Origin of the sequence: Chryseobacterium indologenes, assembly GCF_002025665.1 — a bacterium.
GTDB classification, from domain to species: Bacteria; Bacteroidota; Bacteroidia; order Flavobacteriales; family Weeksellaceae; genus Chryseobacterium; species Chryseobacterium metallicongregator.
Genome location: NZ_CP018786.1, coordinates 2,170,585 through 2,186,348 on the forward strand (window position 1 = coordinate 2,170,585; position 15,764 = coordinate 2,186,348).

General features: G+C 37.2%; 15 protein-coding genes. 7 read left to right on the forward strand and 8 right to left on the reverse strand.

The features are described 5' to 3' along the window. Positions 1-51: 51 nt before the first annotated feature. A complete protein-coding gene (locus tag BUE84_RS09810) occupies positions 52-663 on the reverse strand; it encodes a GNAT family N-acetyltransferase (protein ID WP_079241468.1) in 612 nt (203 codons plus the stop codon). A 192-nt stretch (positions 664-855) separates the two neighbouring features. Between BUE84_RS09810 and BUE84_RS09815 the strand changes: the two genes are divergently transcribed. From BUE84_RS09815 to BUE84_RS09825, 3 genes are all read left to right on the forward strand, one after another. After that, positions 856-2,013, forward strand: a complete 1,158-nt coding sequence (locus BUE84_RS09815) for an MFS transporter (protein WP_079241469.1) — start codon at positions 856-858, stop codon at positions 2,011-2,013. 121 nt (positions 2,014-2,134) lie between these two features. Next, positions 2,135-2,992: a helix-turn-helix domain-containing protein gene (locus tag BUE84_RS09820; RefSeq protein ID WP_079241470.1), complete on the forward strand. Its 858-nt coding sequence runs from the start codon at positions 2,135-2,137 to the stop codon at positions 2,990-2,992. 91 nt (positions 2,993-3,083) lie between these two features. Beyond that, positions 3,084-3,734, forward strand: a complete 651-nt coding sequence (locus BUE84_RS09825) for an HD domain-containing protein (protein ID WP_079241471.1) — start codon at positions 3,084-3,086, stop codon at positions 3,732-3,734. Positions 3,735-3,802: 68 nt separating this feature from the next. Here the strand turns inward: BUE84_RS09825 and BUE84_RS09830 are convergent, their stop codons facing one another. Both BUE84_RS09830 and BUE84_RS09835 read right to left on the reverse strand, forming a co-directional pair. Next, positions 3,803-4,192: a hypothetical protein gene (locus BUE84_RS09830; protein WP_079241472.1), complete on the reverse strand. Its 390-nt coding sequence runs from the start codon at positions 4,190-4,192 to the stop codon at positions 3,803-3,805. 38 nt (positions 4,193-4,230) lie between these two features. Next, positions 4,231-5,607 carry an MFS transporter gene (locus BUE84_RS09835; protein ID WP_079241473.1) on the reverse strand — a complete coding sequence of 459 codons (1,377 nt, stop codon included), beginning with the start codon at positions 5,605-5,607 and terminating at the stop codon, positions 4,231-4,233. 71 nt (positions 5,608-5,678) lie between these two features. On the opposite strand from BUE84_RS09835, the gene BUE84_RS09840 reads away from it, so the two are divergent. The 3 genes from BUE84_RS09840 (at position 5,679) to BUE84_RS09850 (ending at position 7,892) form a co-directional block, all read left to right on the forward strand. Then, the gene (locus tag BUE84_RS09840) at positions 5,679-6,524 is read left to right on the forward strand and encodes an AraC family transcriptional regulator (protein WP_079241474.1); all 846 of its coding nucleotides are present in this window, start codon (positions 5,679-5,681) and stop codon (positions 6,522-6,524) included. Between the two features lie 112 nt (positions 6,525-6,636). Next, positions 6,637-7,131, forward strand: a complete 495-nt coding sequence (locus BUE84_RS09845) for a MarR family winged helix-turn-helix transcriptional regulator (RefSeq protein WP_079241475.1) — start codon at positions 6,637-6,639, stop codon at positions 7,129-7,131. Continuing rightward, positions 7,128-7,892 (forward strand): hypothetical protein, encoded by a 765-nt coding sequence (locus BUE84_RS09850; RefSeq protein ID WP_079241476.1) that lies wholly within the window; start codon positions 7,128-7,130, stop codon positions 7,890-7,892. The genes BUE84_RS09845 and BUE84_RS09850 overlap by 4 nt, the downstream gene beginning before the upstream one ends. Positions 7,893-8,057: 165 nt before the next feature. On the opposite strand, the gene BUE84_RS09855 is transcribed toward BUE84_RS09850, so the two are convergent. Beyond that, positions 8,058-8,300 (reverse strand): hypothetical protein, encoded by a 243-nt coding sequence (locus BUE84_RS09855; protein WP_079241477.1) that lies wholly within the window; start codon positions 8,298-8,300, stop codon positions 8,058-8,060. Between the two features lie 194 nt (positions 8,301-8,494). Between BUE84_RS09855 and BUE84_RS09860 the strand changes: the two genes are divergently transcribed. Continuing rightward, positions 8,495-9,790: a cryptochrome/photolyase family protein gene (locus BUE84_RS09860; RefSeq protein ID WP_079243905.1), complete on the forward strand. Its 1,296-nt coding sequence runs from the start codon at positions 8,495-8,497 to the stop codon at positions 9,788-9,790. Positions 9,791-9,888: 98 nt separating this feature from the next. Here BUE84_RS09860 and BUE84_RS09865 read toward each other — a convergent pair whose 3' ends face one another. Genes BUE84_RS09865 through BUE84_RS09880 form a run of 4 tightly spaced genes read right to left on the reverse strand, consistent with a single transcriptional unit; the run spans position 9,889 to position 15,626 of the window. Then, on the reverse strand, positions 9,889-10,584 hold the full coding sequence (locus BUE84_RS09865) for an ABC transporter ATP-binding protein (protein WP_079241478.1): 696 nt from the start codon (positions 10,582-10,584) through the stop codon (positions 9,889-9,891). Continuing rightward, positions 10,578-11,924 (reverse strand): DUF3526 domain-containing protein, encoded by a 1,347-nt coding sequence (locus tag BUE84_RS09870; protein WP_079241479.1) that lies wholly within the window; start codon positions 11,922-11,924, stop codon positions 10,578-10,580. The genes BUE84_RS09865 and BUE84_RS09870 overlap by 7 nt, the downstream gene beginning before the upstream one ends. Continuing rightward, positions 11,925-13,370 (reverse strand): ABC transporter permease, encoded by a 1,446-nt coding sequence (locus tag BUE84_RS09875; protein ID WP_079241480.1) that lies wholly within the window; start codon positions 13,368-13,370, stop codon positions 11,925-11,927. It abuts the gene before it with no gap. A gap of 3 nt (positions 13,371-13,373) precedes the next feature. Further along, positions 13,374-15,626: a TonB-dependent siderophore receptor gene (locus tag BUE84_RS09880; RefSeq protein WP_238594398.1), complete on the reverse strand. Its 2,253-nt coding sequence runs from the start codon at positions 15,624-15,626 to the stop codon at positions 13,374-13,376. Between the last annotated feature and the right edge of the window lie 138 nt (positions 15,627-15,764).

Sequence of the window (15,764 nt, forward strand, 5' to 3'; positions counted from 1 at the left end):
TAAATTAAAAACACTTGGTTCAAATATCAGGTGTTTTTTATTGTATGCTTTTTAGCCAACACGTTGCTTTTCTTTGATTAAAGCTTCAATTTTACATTTTGCAGTGGTCCATTCATCATCCAAAATACTGTAATAAGCTGCATTTCTTGTACTACCATCGCTGAGAACTTTGTCTTTACGTAAAATACCTTCAAATACACCACCAATTTTTTCGATGGCTTTTCTTGATCTGAGGTTATTATCTTTTGTTTTTAATTGTACTCTGTTGGTTTTCAGTACGTCAAAGCAAAAGGTGAGGAGCAGGAGTTTGCATTCAAGGTTGATGGTTGTTCCCCAGAATTCTTTGGTGACCCAGGTCCATCCGATTTCCAGTTTCCGGTCTGCAGGGTAAATTTCAAAAAAGCGTGTGGAACCAATCAGCTTTCCGGTTTCTTTATGGCGTATAACAAATGGGTACTGATTTCCAGCTTCTCTTTCTGATAAGGCAAATTCATAGGTTCTATAAAACACTGTTTCGTCTGAGCAGTCTGTAGGAATTAGTTCCCAGAGTTCTTTATCTGAAGCAGCAGTATATAATTCTTCAAAATGCTGTTTTTCAAGAGGAATTAATTCAATTGTTTCTCCTTTCAAAATAGTCGGATAGGCAATCCATTTTTCTTTCATGGTTCATTTTTATAGATCGAAAATAAAAAAAAATGAATATCTGTTTTCAAAAAATAAAGTGATTTTCTACCATGATAAGGTCTGAATTTCTGTTATTGGTTAAAATGGAACATAAAAATGACAAAAATGAACTAGATTTTAATGGAGTTGGGTGTCTAAATTTGCAAAAGGAATTTTTATCACCCTGTTATAATGAACGAGAGAGAATCTTTTAATGCCAAAATGCCAACAGCCTGTTTTTTACTTTTCTTTGCCCATGGGCTTGTTTTTTCTTCCTGGGCGAGCCGTATTCCTATCATTAAAACAGCGCTTTCCATTAATGAAGCACAATTGGGAACACTTTTGCTTCTTATGCCGATAGGACAGCTTTCAACAATGGTTTTGGCTGGAAAACTCATCAGTATCTACGGAAGCAGCGGAATTATTAAAAGATGCTTTATGCTGTATCCTTTTTTCTTGTTATTAATTGGTTTATCACCTTCATACTGGACATTAGGTGCTGTACTTTTCTTTTTTGGAGTTTCCGGAAACATGTGCAATATTGCCATTAATACTCAGGCTATAGAAATAGAATCTATCACGAAAAGAACACTTCTTTCTTCATATCACGGTGCCTGGTGTTTTGCCGGTCTTACAGGGGCAGTCATAGGTTTGTTGATGATTAATCTCCATGTGGGAACTTTTTATCATTTTGTTATTATTTTCATTCTGGTCGGTATACTTTGGTTTTACAGTACAAAAAATCTGACCAATATTATCCATAAAGCGGAACCTCAAACCAGGTCAATTTTTAAAGCAGTGAATCCTACACTAGTTGGTTTGGGAATGATAGGCTTTCTGAGTATGGCGATTGAAGGAGCTATGTTCGACTGGAGCGGGGTTTATTTTCAGACTATAGTTAAAGCACCTGAAAACCTTGTTATTCTAGGATATACAAGTTTTATCTTAATGATGACTTTAGGTCGTTTTATCGGGAATAAAATCATTGAAAAATATGGAAAAAAGATCGTTCTGCAATGTTGCGGCATATTGATGAGCAGCGGACTTTTTCTAAGTGTTTTCTTTCCGGAGCTATGGATCTGCATTATTGCTTTTATGATCATTGGCCTTGGAAGTTCCCTGAGTGTGCCTTCCGTTTACAGTACAGTAGGAAAGGTGAGTACGGTGGCTCCGAGTATTGCTTTATCATTTGTTTCCAGCATATCATTTTTAGGATTTCTGATGGGGCCACCTCTTATCGGATATATTGCAGAAAGTTTTGATCTTAGGTATTCATACAGTCTTTTTGCCTGCTTTGGAATTTTGCTGGCGATTATGGCGGGTCAGATGAAAGTCTTCAGGAAATCATAATCAATTTCTTTTTAAGGGATTTTTGACATCTTTTAAGCGTTTTTTGGCATGTTCTGGTTCATGGTCTTTGTCTAATCTTACATTTTAAAATACTTTTTATCTTTATTAAAAATTTCCTTTTATGAAACCAGTCTCAGGAATTGTATCAGAATCTGTTATTGACCATTCTTTTTCTGTAAAACGATTGGAAGATGATCTACCGTATTTAGTGGATTTTGTGAGACTTAATTATCATCATATTGTAATCATTGAAAAGGGTAAAGGAGTACTGGTGATTGATGAGCATTCTTTTGATATTGCAGATCATGAAATTTTTTTACTCTCCAAAGGTCAGATCTGCAGATTTGAAAATGATTCTGAAGTCTGTGGTTATCATATTTCCTTCGGAGACTGTTTCTGGGAAAGAGTCCCTTCCAGTGCCAGCAATTGCAAGGCAGTTTTGTTTAATAATGCTGCTGCGAATCAAAAACTGATCCCGGATCAAACCGAAACAGATGAATTTTTAAGCTTATTTAAAAGCTTACTAACGGAATATAAAACGGAATCTTATACCAACCAGATGGATGTTCTGGCTGCCTACCTAAAAATTATAATGATCAAGCTGGCGAATGTAAAAATGATAAGAGAAGAAACTTTTGACAGCCAGGATTATATCATTTACCGCAAGTTTATGGAATTATTGAGTAGTCAGTATCACAGCCTTCATGCTGTGAATGACTATTCAGAGAGGTTGAATATTACACCAAGAAGGTTGAGTGAATTGTGTAAGCGTTGTTCTGATAAAAGTGCCAAAGAAATCATCAACGGGCAGATTATCGCGGAAGCCAAAAGACTTCTTCAGTTCAGTTCCCATTCTGTTAAAGAGATTGCTTATCAGCTTCATTTCGGTACATCAGAACAGTTCAGCCATTTCTTTAAAAAAAGTACGGAAATATCTCCTGCCAACTATCGCAGTAAGTTCATGCATATTGGAGTATAGTTTCGACAGAAATTTTGACATCTCATCGGTATTTATTGCTATTCTCAGACCTCTCCAATCAGGATATCTTTGGATAAAAATATATAAAGATATGTCAGTACATCGTATAAAAGAAGTTGCGGGAATCATCATCCCGGACAGTAAAATTGCAACCGAAGCCACAGAACTTCTCCTGGAACACGGAACGGAGTTTATTTACAATCACTCTCTGCGTGTTTTCCTTTTTTCATCATTAAATGCTAAGCGTGAAAACAAAGCTCATGACTCGGAATTATTGTATGTAGCATCTGTGTTTCATGATCTGGGACTTGTTTCTCATTACAGCAGCACTGATCTGAGATTTGAGGTAGACGGAGCCAATGCAGCCAGAGACTTTTTGAAAGGCCATGGTATTGCTCAGGATAAACTTCAGCTCGTTTGGGATGCCATTGCACTTCACACTACCATTGGAATTGCAGAACATAAAGAAAATGAGGTTGCTTTAATGTATTCAGGAGTGGGATTGGATGTGATGGGAGAAGGATATGAAAACCTGAGTGCAGAACATCGGGAAGAGATTATCAGAGCATTTCCGAGAAATGATTTCAAAAAGAAGATTATTCCTACATTTTTCGGTGGTTTTGAACATAAAACAGAAACTACTTTCGGAAATATAAAAGCAGATGTCTGCGCCTTCATGATCCCGAATTTTGAAAGAAAAAACTTCTGCGACTGTATTTTACATTCTCCTTGGTCTGAATAGGTAAACAGTTCTTTCAAAAAATATAAAGCCCCGGCCTTTCTAAGAGGGTCAGGGCTGTTATATACTGTTTATATCCAGTTTTCAATAAGATGAAGCCACAGCGCTTTTTCCTTATCGAGCAGAAAGACCGCTGATGATTTTCTTTTAGTTATGATTTCTCCTGTGACTTGTGTTTCAATATAGGTCGCAAGTCCGTGATCGTCAGAATGGCTGACTTCAATATTTTCCACCTGAATACTTCGCTCTGGAAATTTCCCAAATACGGTGGGAAGCCAGTCTCCAAGCATAGAAAAGGCAACAGTATCTCCGTTTCCATTAATCATTTTAAAGTCTTGTGAAAATCCGGCTAATAACTCTTGATAAAGGCTTTCCTGATTTTTGATTTTCCCCTGAAACCATTTTTCGATATTTCGGTGAAATTCTTCTATTTCCCAAATGATCTTTTCTGTATTGCTCATTGTTAAATGTATTATATTTTTTGATTTAAACTTATCTTTCAGTCAATAATTTTCCTTAATCTGTTTCCTGCCCAAAGCCCAGCCAGCTGAAAAAGACCTATCATTCCTATAGCGGCTGCAAATGCTTCTGTGAATCCCAGAATTGGGATCAGATTAAAAAACAGTGTACCAATAATAGCTCCTCCGGTTACACTCCCAATTTGAATTCCTATGCTTACCAACCCTGAGGCTTGTCCAGCTTTATCTTTAGAAACCAAAGAAATAGCCGTCCGCATCATGACCGGCATAATGGTACCATGTCCAAATCCTGCAATAAACAGGGTCAGAAATGTGAGAAAAGAGGGTTTCTGCTGAAAATAAAAAGTAACCGCACTCATCAGAAAGCCTGTCGTCAATAGACCTAATCCTAAGTAGATCATTTTGGATGCTGTCAGTTGTAATCTGGAAGTAATTAAGGGTGCCAGAAAAAAAGCAAGACCATAAGGAATGATGGCAAATCCTGTCTGCATTGTATTTTGATGAAGAAACTCCTGAAGGTAATAAGGATAGCAAATAAACAAACCTGCCGTGAAATTATAAAAGAAAATAATCAGAAGACTTAATGCAAAAGGTTTCTGCAGCAACAAAGCCGGATCTATAAGGATCGGACGATTATCTTGAAGCTGTACAGTTTCATATTTTAAAAATGAAATTAATAATACAATTCCGGCAATAAGAATTCCGAAAATCCACCATGCCCATCCGAATTTCTGACCAAAAATAAGAGGGCAGATGAGCATGAGTAATGCAAGGATTAATAACAAAGCTCCCACAAAATCTATCTCTGTTTGCTCTTTCTTAGTACCGTTATCCATTGTAAAATGGATCCCGAGAATGCAGATCATCGTAATCGGTACATTCACAAGAAATACCATTTCCCAGGAAAAATTTCCCCAATGCATGCTTAAAAGAATTCCCCCAAATAACTGTCCGATCACCGAAGCAAGGCCAAATACCGAACTAAAGAGACTGACAGCTTTAGGTTGTTCCTGACTGTTGAAAAGGTCTTTTATCGAAGCTAATACCTGTGGAGCAAGCAATGATGCGCCAATACCCTGAAAAAGTCTGAAAATAATCAACCATTTAACATCCGGAGAAAAAGCGCAGGCAAGAGATGAAAACAGGAAAGTGTATAGTCCTGATATAAAAACTTTTTTGCGACCGTAAATATCACCCAGACGTCCGCCACAAACAACAAGTGCCGCATAAGTGAGTCCATAAATGGCTATAACCATCTGAAGCTGATGATCACTGGCATTCAATGCTTTTTTGATGGAAGGCAGAGCCATATTGACAATAAAATAATCCAGTGGTGAAAGAAAAGCACCCGCAATCAAAAAATTGAGTGCGTGCCACCGTTTCGGATGTACATTCATATTTTTTTATGCAAAATTACCCGCTTTGTGTTCTGTTAAAATTGTACTTTTGGAGGAAAATACAGTGTATCATGAAAGGATTACCTCTTGAAGAGATTAATGTAAGAGAATTAGAGCTGAAAGAAGAGATTGTATTTAAAACAAACACTTTTCTTTCATTCATTTATATTGTCAAAGGAAAAGGAACGCTTACTTATGATGGGCGAAACATTAATTTTTCTCAGGGTAAGCTTTTCATTATTCCACAGCAGGAAGTGTATCGTTTTGAAAGTGATGCTGCTCGGCTCATCAACATTCAGTGTCCGGTGGAATTTATTGATAAAATCCGTCTGGAAGCAGACCGTATTGAAAGTTGTGAGAATTTGTATAAGTTACAATATATCAGCCATAATTATCATGCAAGAGCAGGGTGCGTTTTCAGAAATAACAATGATGAACATTTTGCAGAAACCCTTATTCTGCAAATTGCGAATGAATTCAAAAATAAGGCGGAAGATTATCTGATTATCAGAAATTGCATGTCGATCCTTCTGAACCTGATTGCCCGGAATATCATTCGGAGTGAAACTTCAGATCTGCAGGAAAACCGGAAAGCTTTTTCCATCATGAAGATCATAGCTTATATTCAACAACATATAAAGGATCGGGATAAGACAGGAATTCAGACCATTGCCGATCATTTTGGAATTTCCGGGAATTATTTCGGAGAATATTTTAAACAACAGACTGGAATTTCTTATCAGGATTATCTGCTGGACTATAGATTGAAACTGGTCGAAACCTATTTAAAATACAGCAGTGTCAGGTTAAGTGAGATTGCTTATGAACTCCAGTTCAGTGATGAAAGCCACCTTTCCAAACTTTTCAAAAAATATAGAGGAGTAACTCCCGGAGAATACAGGAAAAGTTTCAAATAGATCAATTTTGAAGTAAAGTTTTTTACTAAGGTTTAATTAAACTCATAAAAATATAAAGTTAACTATATAGTTAACTTTATATTTTTATATATTTGCTGTAAATATATTTCAGATGGATTTTGACTTTATTAAAGAACTAGGCTATAAAGCTTTGGATAGCAGGTTGAAAAGGATCAGTGACCGAATGTCTCACGATGTCCGGAAATTTTATAAAGAATTTGGAATTGATGTGGAACCCAATTGGTATCTGGTTTTTATGCTGTTGCAAAAAAAGGGTGAAATTTCAATTACGGATATTGCTGAGCCTTTGGGATATTCGCATCCATCCGTTGTGGTTATCGTTAAAAAAATGAACGAAAGCGGTTATGTTATCATCAAAAAAGACCGTATGGATAAACGGAAACAGATCATTTCATTATCTCCCAAAGCTATTGAAATGCTTCCTCAGCTTGAGCAGATCTGGGACAGTTGTGAAAAAGCAATTCTGAAGGTATTATCAGAAGATCTTTCGATTTTCGCTTATCTGGATCATATTGATCAGGAATTAAAAAATGAATCTTTTCACCACAGGTTTAAACAGGAATATTTAAAATCAATTCAATCATGAAAGCATTAATTCTCGTTACAGCATTTCTTTTTTCCACGAATCTGATTTCGGCAACGGAAACGAAAATCATGATCAGAGCCAAAGCAAGAGATGCGAAGTTTATCGGAACTTCATTGGGTGGAGCTCATATTATCATCAGAAACAAGCTTAATCAAAGAATTCTGGCAGAAGGAAATACCGCTGGAAGCACAGGAAATACCGATCTGATTATGAAAATACCCAAAATCAGAGGAAACACCATTGCAGACGAACAGACAGGAGGTTTTATGGCTGCCATAGATATTGATGAACCTACATTTGTGAATATAGAAGTGATTTCTCCTTTGAATAGCAAGCAGGCTCAGGCAGTGGTAAGTACAGAACTATGGCTAATTCCCGGGAAACATATTCTTGGGGAAGGAATAATCCTTGAGATTCCTGGGTATATTATTGATATTCTGAAACCAAGAACCCATCAGTATATTGCCCTGAAAAGTATTAAAGATAAGCCTTTCCTATTTCAGGCAAATATTGTGATGATGTGCGGATGTGTCATTGATAAAGGAGGAGTATGGAATTCCGATGAAATAGAAGTGAAAGGAATTCTGAAGAAAGACGGAAAATGGGTAAAGAATATTGATATGTCTTTAGTTTCAACCAATCTTTTTGAAGGAAATCACATAATCAATTCTCCGGGAAATTATGAGTTTGTTCTGTATGCCTATCATGAAAAAACCGGAAATACCGGCGTAGATAAGGTCAATTATGTAGTTTTTGAATAAACGAATTAAATGAAAAAGATTATCTCCAAGGTGTCATTCTGAATGAAATGAAATGAAATGTAATTAAGAATCTCATATGTTTGGTTATTAATGAGATTCTTCCTTCGTCAGAATGACAGAAACCAAATTGTTCGACTTTTGAGACGACTTTTTATGCAGAACGTATTATAAAACCTGAAGTTCTTTAAAAACCTCAATAATGGCTTCAATAAGTCCTTTATCTATATTTTTTTCTGCAGCAGCATCCGGCAGAAGAGCCCTTAAATCTCCGTGATCATCACGTTCAATAACGACTTCGGTTCCATCTACATCTACATACAGTTTATATCCATAAGAGAATGTGGCCAGCTTTCCGTTGAAAAGCAGTTCTTTACCCTTATACGTTACCGGTACTTCAAATTCTTCCATTGATGTAAGTTTCTATTCAATTAAATTCGGGCAAATGTCGGAAAATTTTAATTCATATCATCATAGAAACTGTAATGGTAAAGCCAAATATTGTAAATCACCGAAATTATTTATAAGTTAAAATCTGTATCTTTATCCTTAGTTATGAAGTCATTCCCAAGCAGGAATGATCAATGAAATTGAAAAGAACTTCTATGAAAAATACAATCACCCTTTTCTGGTTCAGACGTGATTTGAGATTGGAGGATAATGTAGGGCTTCATCATGCACTCCAGTCTGATGCTCCGGTAATACCCATTTTTATATTTGATACCGATATTCTGGAAAAGCTTGAAGATAAAGAGGACCGCAGAGTAGATTATATTCATCAGGCTTTGACGGGTATTAATATTTCATTAAAAGAATACCACTCAAAAGTCAATACCTATTATGGGAAACCTATAGAAATATTCCAAAAACTATCTGAAGAATATACTATTGAAGGGGTTTCCTGTAATCGGGATTATGAACCTCAGGCGATTGAGAGAGATAAGGAAGTCTATTATTTTTTTAAGGAAAAGAATATTCCTTTTAGAGCCTATAAAGATCAGGTGATTTTTGATAAAGACCAGATCATTAAAAAAGACGGGTCTCCTTATACCGTTTACACTCCTTTTGCCAAGAAATGGCGGGAAGCGTTAACACCTGAATATTATCAATCTCTTAAATTAAATTTTAAAAACCTTTTTCCACAGAAATATTCTGAGATTCTGACTTTAAAGGAGATTGGTTTCAAAAAAACGGATTTTGATTTTAAAAAACCCATTTTGGAAGCTTCTATTATAGATAATTATGATAAGTTTCGTGATTATCCGGCATTACAACATACTACACAACTCGGCATTGCTCTACGGTTCGGAACTATCAGCATCCGGAAGTGTGTTGATTTTGCGCTGAAACATAATGCGGTATGGCTTTCGGAGCTGATCTGGCGAGAATTTTTTATGCAGATTTTATATCATTTCCCTCAGGTGGTTCATCAGTCATTCAAAAAACAGTATGACAATATCCATTGGCGGAATAATGAAGATGAGTTTAAACACTGGTGCGAAGGAACTACAGGGTATCCAATCGTAGATGCCGGAATGAGAGAATTGAATCAGACTGGTTTTATGCATAACCGTGTGAGAATGATCGTGGCGAGTTTTTTATGTAAGCATCTGCTGATCGACTGGCGTTGGGGGGAAGCTTATTTTGCCTTAAAACTGAACGACTACGATCTTTCCGCAAACAATGGAAACTGGCAGTGGGCGGCAGGCTCAGGTTGTGATGCAGCTCCTTATTTCAGGGTTTTTAATCCAACGGCCCAGACAGAAAAATTTGATAAAGATTTACTGTACATCAAAAAATGGCTTCCGGAATGGAATACACCAGCATATCCTTCTCCAATCGTAGAGCATACTTTTGCCCGTGAAAGAGCTTTATCAGAATACAAGAAAGCGTTAACATAAATAATATAGTATGAAAAATGCCCGGTAACGAAAACGTCACCGGGCATCAACCAATTGATATTTAATATGAAAAGTTACTTACTGAAGTAACGGAGTCATCAGATTGTTTGCAGATACAGCTCCTGTAATTCCTGTGCTGTAAATGCTTTGGAAGGTAAATTCTGTACCAGTTCTCCCTGTCTCATAATGCCAATATTGGTGGCTACACTCACTGCGTTGAAGATATCGTGAGTAGCCATTAAAACAGTTCTTCCTTCTTTACCCAGCTGACGTACAATTTCTGTAAATTCTGCTGTAGCAATGGGATCCAGTCCGCTGGTAGGCTCATCTAAAAGAAGTACTTTTGCATCTTTGGCCAAAGCAATGGCAATTCCTACTTTCTGGCGCATTCCTTTGGAGTATCCTCCCAAAGCTTTATGATGTGCGATTTCCTGCAATCCTGTACGTTTGAGTAATGCAGCCAGTTCATCTTTCTGATAATCAAAACCTGCGATTTTGGAGAAAAAATCAAGGTTCTCTATTCCGGTAAGGTTAGGATATAAAAGCACTGTTTCAGGAATGTACGCAAGGTGTTTCTTAATCTTTTGAGGTTCTTCTTTTACCGAAATATCATTAATGAAAGCATCTCCGGAGGTCGCTTTAATGAGTCCCAGAAGAATATTGATGGTTGTACTTTTTCCTGCTCCGTTTTGCCCGAGTAGCGCAAAAATTTCTCCTTTCTTTACTTCCAGATTGAGAGAATGAAGGGCAGTAAAATCGTTGTATTTTTTATGTAAGTTGATCGTTTTTAACATAGTTTTCTGTATTTGTATTGTGAAAGGATGATGAATAAAGCAATGAAGATAAGGTAGGGAAGAAGGATCTGTATCCATTTAATAGAGGAAGAGAATTTGAAGACCTCTATCGTTTGTTGTGCCCAGTTGATAGATTCAGCATTCTTTCCGGAAAAAATAAGAGGATAGAAGAACAATCGTTTTTTCTCATGGAATTTCTTGAGGGATGAAGCATACTGCAAATGATTCTGCATATCAGATTTTGCCAGATGGCTTTCTACAAGCTGAGTATGAAGATTCGGAAGGAGATAGCCTAAATAGTTTGCTGCCTGATTCCGTTTCTGCATTTTTTCCGTATACTGTTCTGAAGATTTTGCCGATTCAAGATCTCCCATATGCTGCATGGCATAATACCATGTCCAGGTGAACGCATCATTTTCTTCCACAGTGAAATTGCTGTATTGTGGATAGGTTTTGTAAAACTTTTCCATGGTAGGACGTTTGGCTTCATCCCATTTGTTGTGATAACCTTCTCTTTGTTCCATTACTGCTTTAAGGGATTCATGAACAGGGTAGATCTTTTGTATCAGAATATTACTGCTCATCGGAATAATAAAATTGATTGCCACCCATACGATCAGAAGGATTAATGCATTCTGAGCTGATGATTTCCGGAAAGAAACAATCCATCTGCAAAGGGCAAACCAGAACAGAATATACAACCAACCGCTGATCACAAAAACAATATAGGAAGAGTCTAAGGGTATTTTAATCCAAACCGAAGCGATGATAATTAATGCAAGATAAACAGCCGTCATAGCCAAAAGACGGATGAACATCTTTTGATCCAGAAGCTTTTGCAAATTACCACTTTGAACGGAAAGCAGTTTCCAGGTTCCTCTTTCTTCTTCTTCAGAAATCAAATTATAACAGAATGCCACAATCACCAGTGGAAAAAGGAAAACAATGACAAAACTAAAGTCAAAATTTCCAACCGCTGCATTGGCGGGATTATAAAAGTCAGCATTGTAGCGTTGTTCTTCCAGATTTCGGATGGTTACTCCTTGAATAGAAGGATTTAAATCACGCATTCCGATATTTAAAGCAGCCAATTTAGGTGTTTCATCCACCAGATTGAATTTAATATAGTAAAGAACCAGTCCCAGATCATCCTTATGAAATTTTGTATTCCTTTCTATACTTTCTTTTTGAAATGCTCCACTTTTGGAGATAGTATCTTCGTTTCTGTCTAAAAATTTTTTCCCTGTATAAATAGCCATCAGTCCGGCTATCAATAAAAACAGCAGTGAGATAATATAGGCTTTGTTACGGTAAAATTGGGTATATAAATAACGATTCATTTAGATTAATTTTAATTTTCTTCCACTTATTTCAATCGCAATAATGCAGACAGCCATCCAGAGAACTAATGCAGCTGCAGGTATGGGTTGTTTTTTCAGACTTTCCAGAACGGGAGTATACCGGTACTGAAAATCCGGAAACTTTTCCCAGTTGTGTTTGTCGATGACAGCAGGCGGCCCTCCATTTTCCGGTTTAATATTACTGATCTTCTCAATCTGCAAATCATTTAGATGCTGAGCCATCTGATAACGATATTCTTCTGCCTGCTTCTGAAACTGGTTATAAGAGAAGAAATCTGTGCCTGTAGCAATCATGGAAAAATTTTTGATTGCAATGGCAGGATTAATCAACCCTGAAAAATCTGTCAGATCTTGCTGTTTGTTGTAAATGGTCTGCAATTCCTTTTGATGTCTGATGTAAATCTGTGAACTTATCTTTTCTCCTTCCTTCATGACGAATCCACCGTAGTTAAAAGGAAGTTCATTGGTTGTTTTCACTTGATACTTTGCCAGTAAAGAATCTTTAATCTTTTTGAAATGCGGATCATCAGGATTATGGCTGTCTCCCGATTTTAAAATATCCTTTTCCAGAGTGGTTTCGAAAGCAATCCGGGAAGGTGCAGGATATAAATTCTGTGCTGCAAACTGAATTCCTTTAGGCAAAACAATGATGAAAAGAAGCCAGAAACCAATAAGGCTGATCAACGCAGATGAGGTACTTTTACTATTCGCAGAAACCACAACAGTCAATGTACAGATAAAAAAGTAGTAGATCATATAAGCAGGTAACAGAAATGATAATCGTAATACAATATCCGCTGTATTGGTAGTCTCCGACATGAAGGCAGCCATGAAAACAATAGGAATGACCGGAATCAGGAAACATAAAGAAAACAGCCAGAGTCCCAGGATTTTACCCCAGATAATATCCCTTCCGGAAGTTCCCTGCACACTAATGATCTTTAAAGTGGCATTTTCCCGTTCCTGAACAATTAATCCAAATCCCAGAAAAAGAATAATCAATGGAACAATACTCTGCAGAATAAAGGCACTGCTAAACGCCCCAAATCGGACTAAAGTTCCGGAACTTCCTGCTTCCGAAAGGTTGGCAGTATTTTGTTTATGAGCCTCCAGAAATATGACATTTCCTAAATAATCATCCAGTCCGTTGTCAAAAATATTTAAGGGATGCCCGATTCTGAAAACCAGATAACCATAATGGGCCATACGATGTGGATGCTTATCAGGCCTGAGCTCCCAGCTTTCCCGGACTTCTTTCCGGTATTCTTTTATTTTCGAAAAAGAATCCGTGTATTTTGTATATCCTATGCCAATACTCAGCATACAGAACAGGAGTACGGCAACAGTGGTGAGCAGATTTTGTTTTCCTTTAAACAAATCCTGCCAGGTTTTTCTTACCATCAATTGTAAGTTTGAAATAGCCATAGTTTAAAATTTATAAGTAGCAGTTAGTAAATAATTTCTTGGAGTTCCCGGGAACAGCCTCAAGTAGTTCTGAGCCCCGATCCAGTAGACTTTGTTGGTAATATTATTCAGATTAAAAGAGAGCTGAACAGTTTTTGCCGGTGTATAATATAAAGCGGCATCTATTGTAGTATAGGCGGGAAGTTCAAAACTCCTTGTGAACCACGGAACTTTAGAACTCTGATAAAGCATTCCGGCCCCAATTCCAAAGTCTTTTAGGAATTCAATAGTTGAAAAATTGTAACGGGTCCAGATATTCACCGAATTTTTAGAAGTGTTTTCTTTCCTTTTTCCTACAAGATCACGATTGGTGTCATCCAGTATTTTAGCATCAATATAGCTGTAGCCTCCGTAAATATGCCACTGAGGAAGAATATGTCCCGAAAACTCAGCTTCAAATCCACGGCTTCGGTCAGCACCACGCTGTACAAGTTCGTCAGGTTCCGAAGGATTATTGGCATTGATTAGAATATTTCTCTGGTTGATTTCATACACCGCAAGATTCAGGGAAATTCTTCCAAAAAGTTGTGCTTTGATTCCCAATTCTTTGAGATCAGAAGTTAAAGGTTTAAATCTGGCTGCAGATCCTGTAAGACTGGAGGTATTAGGCATCAACGTTACGGTATTGGATTGAGGCTGATAGCCTGTTAAATAAGTCCCATACACATTGATATGATCCGTTACACTATAAGTAATACCGAATCTGTACAGCAGTTTGTTATTGGTAAAAGAGGTTTCATTGGCTTCTTTGAAATTGGTAATATCCTGAAACCACTCCTGACGGATTCCCGATAAGATTTTAAACTTTTTCCAGGTCAAAAGATGCTGGATATAAGCTGCATGTGTTGTGGTAAGAGCAGAAGGTAAAGGCGTAATCACATTAAGTGTATTAAAATCCACACCCTGATAATTTACAGCTCCCGGATTCAGATCAAATGGTGTGACATTAGGCATTGGAATGATTGTTCCATTATAATTAACGGTTTGGTACTCCGAAGCTTTTGCTGGATTGTAAGAAGAAGCTACAGAACCGTTCTTCAAAAGAAATCCTCTTGCCGCATTCTGTTGTCCGCTTTTGCTTTTTTCCCAGATCTGACTGTCATAGCCTATCAAAGCCTGATGTTGCACAGATCCTGTTTTGAATTTAAAATTAAAATAAGCATTAATGTTATCTGTAGCCCAGTTTTGCTTTCTCTGTACAAACTGCATCATGGCAAGGCTGGAAACCGGTTTGTTCTCCATATCAGGCACAAAAGAGTTGGTTGTTCTGTGCTCCTGCAGGTTTTCTCTCCAATATTGCTTCATATAGGAAGCATTGAAACTGATGGATTGGTTAAAATGATGGGCAACTGTTCCCATTATTATGAGTTCTCTGGTTTTAAAAAAATCATCCGGAGCTCCTAAATTCAGATTTCTTGGAGTGCTGTATAAATCTGTTTTTCCTGCAACTGCTCCGAAAATCGGCTGTCCTCTGTCAAGGTTTCCATAAAGATCATTGAAAATCATTTCTACATTCACGGATGTTTTTTCATTTGGAACAAAAGTGATAGAAGGTGAAATCAGAATACCGCTGTTTTTAACATGATCCCTGAATGAATGAGCATTCTGATACGCTCCGTTAAAACGATATAATAAAGTTTTACTCTTATTTAAAGGACCTGTAAGATCCGTAGTGACACGATAAGTTTCAAAACTGCCTCCCGATAAGCTGATTTCGTGACGTGGATTTGATAATGGTTTTTTCGTGACCATATTAATTGTTCCTCCAGGATCTACGCTGGACATGGTAATGCTTGCCGGACCTTTGAAAACTTCTACACGTTCTATATTGGCTGTCATAGGCTGTAGGAAATAATATTGTCTTGTCCGCATTCCATTAATGATCTGACCTTCCTCATTCTGGCTGATTCCCCGAATGTTATATTGGTTATAATAGCTGGAAGGAGAGACTCCGTTCACATTTTTCATTACATCTCCGAGCTGGAAAGCCTGACGGTCGGTGATGAGCTCTTTGGTAATGGTATTAAGCGTTAAAGGCAGATCTTTATTTTTCATAGCTATCTTGGTGGCTGCAAAAGAGTAGTCGGACGTATAATCTTTAGACTTTCTTCCGATGACCTCAACGGTTTGAACCACTGTAGATAAAGAATCTTCAGAACGGGACTGAGCATACAGAAATGACGATGCGGTGATGAAACTTAGACTGAAAAGTTTCACAGAATTTGGGGAAATACAATGAATTATTCCCGAATAATTAAAATTACTGGTAGTCATGAATAGGGATGTACGGACATCGAAAATGCCCATTAATAAACGGATATCCTTACTAATGTGAAGACACAGGTATCCACGGAA

Bases quoted from the DNA above. Each gene is read 5' to 3' on its own strand.
- BUE84_RS09845 (WP_079241475.1), top strand. From the start codon at position 6,637: ATGGATTTTGACTTTATTAAAGAACTAGGCTATAAAGCTTTGGATAGC.
- BUE84_RS09820 (WP_079241470.1), top strand. From the start codon at position 2,135: ATGAAACCAGTCTCAGGAATTGTATCAGAATCTGTTATTGACCATTCT.
- BUE84_RS09850 (WP_079241476.1), top strand. From the start codon at position 7,128: ATGAAAGCATTAATTCTCGTTACAGCATTTCTTTTTTCCACGAATCTG.
- BUE84_RS09860 (WP_079243905.1), top strand. From the start codon at position 8,495: ATGAAAAATACAATCACCCTTTTCTGGTTCAGACGTGATTTGAGATTG.
- BUE84_RS09835 (WP_079241473.1), bottom strand. From the start codon at position 5,607: ATGAATGTACATCCGAAACGGTGGCACGCACTCAATTTTTTGATTGCG.
- BUE84_RS09870 (WP_079241479.1), bottom strand. From the start codon at position 11,924: ATGAATCGTTATTTATATACCCAATTTTACCGTAACAAAGCCTATATT.
- BUE84_RS09875 (WP_079241480.1), bottom strand. From the start codon at position 13,370: ATGGCTATTTCAAACTTACAATTGATGGTAAGAAAAACCTGGCAGGAT.
- BUE84_RS09855 (WP_079241477.1), bottom strand. From the start codon at position 8,300: ATGGAAGAATTTGAAGTACCGGTAACGTATAAGGGTAAAGAACTGCTT.
- BUE84_RS09865 (WP_079241478.1), bottom strand. From the start codon at position 10,584: ATGTTAAAAACGATCAACTTACATAAAAAATACAACGATTTTACTGCC.
- BUE84_RS09815 (WP_079241469.1), top strand. From the start codon at position 856: ATGAACGAGAGAGAATCTTTTAATGCCAAAATGCCAACAGCCTGTTTT.
- BUE84_RS09825 (WP_079241471.1), top strand. From the start codon at position 3,084: ATGTCAGTACATCGTATAAAAGAAGTTGCGGGAATCATCATCCCGGAC.
- BUE84_RS09830 (WP_079241472.1), bottom strand. From the start codon at position 4,192: ATGAGCAATACAGAAAAGATCATTTGGGAAATAGAAGAATTTCACCGA.
- BUE84_RS09840 (WP_079241474.1), top strand. From the start codon at position 5,679: ATGAAAGGATTACCTCTTGAAGAGATTAATGTAAGAGAATTAGAGCTG.
- BUE84_RS09810 (WP_079241468.1), bottom strand. From the start codon at position 663: ATGAAAGAAAAATGGATTGCCTATCCGACTATTTTGAAAGGAGAAACA.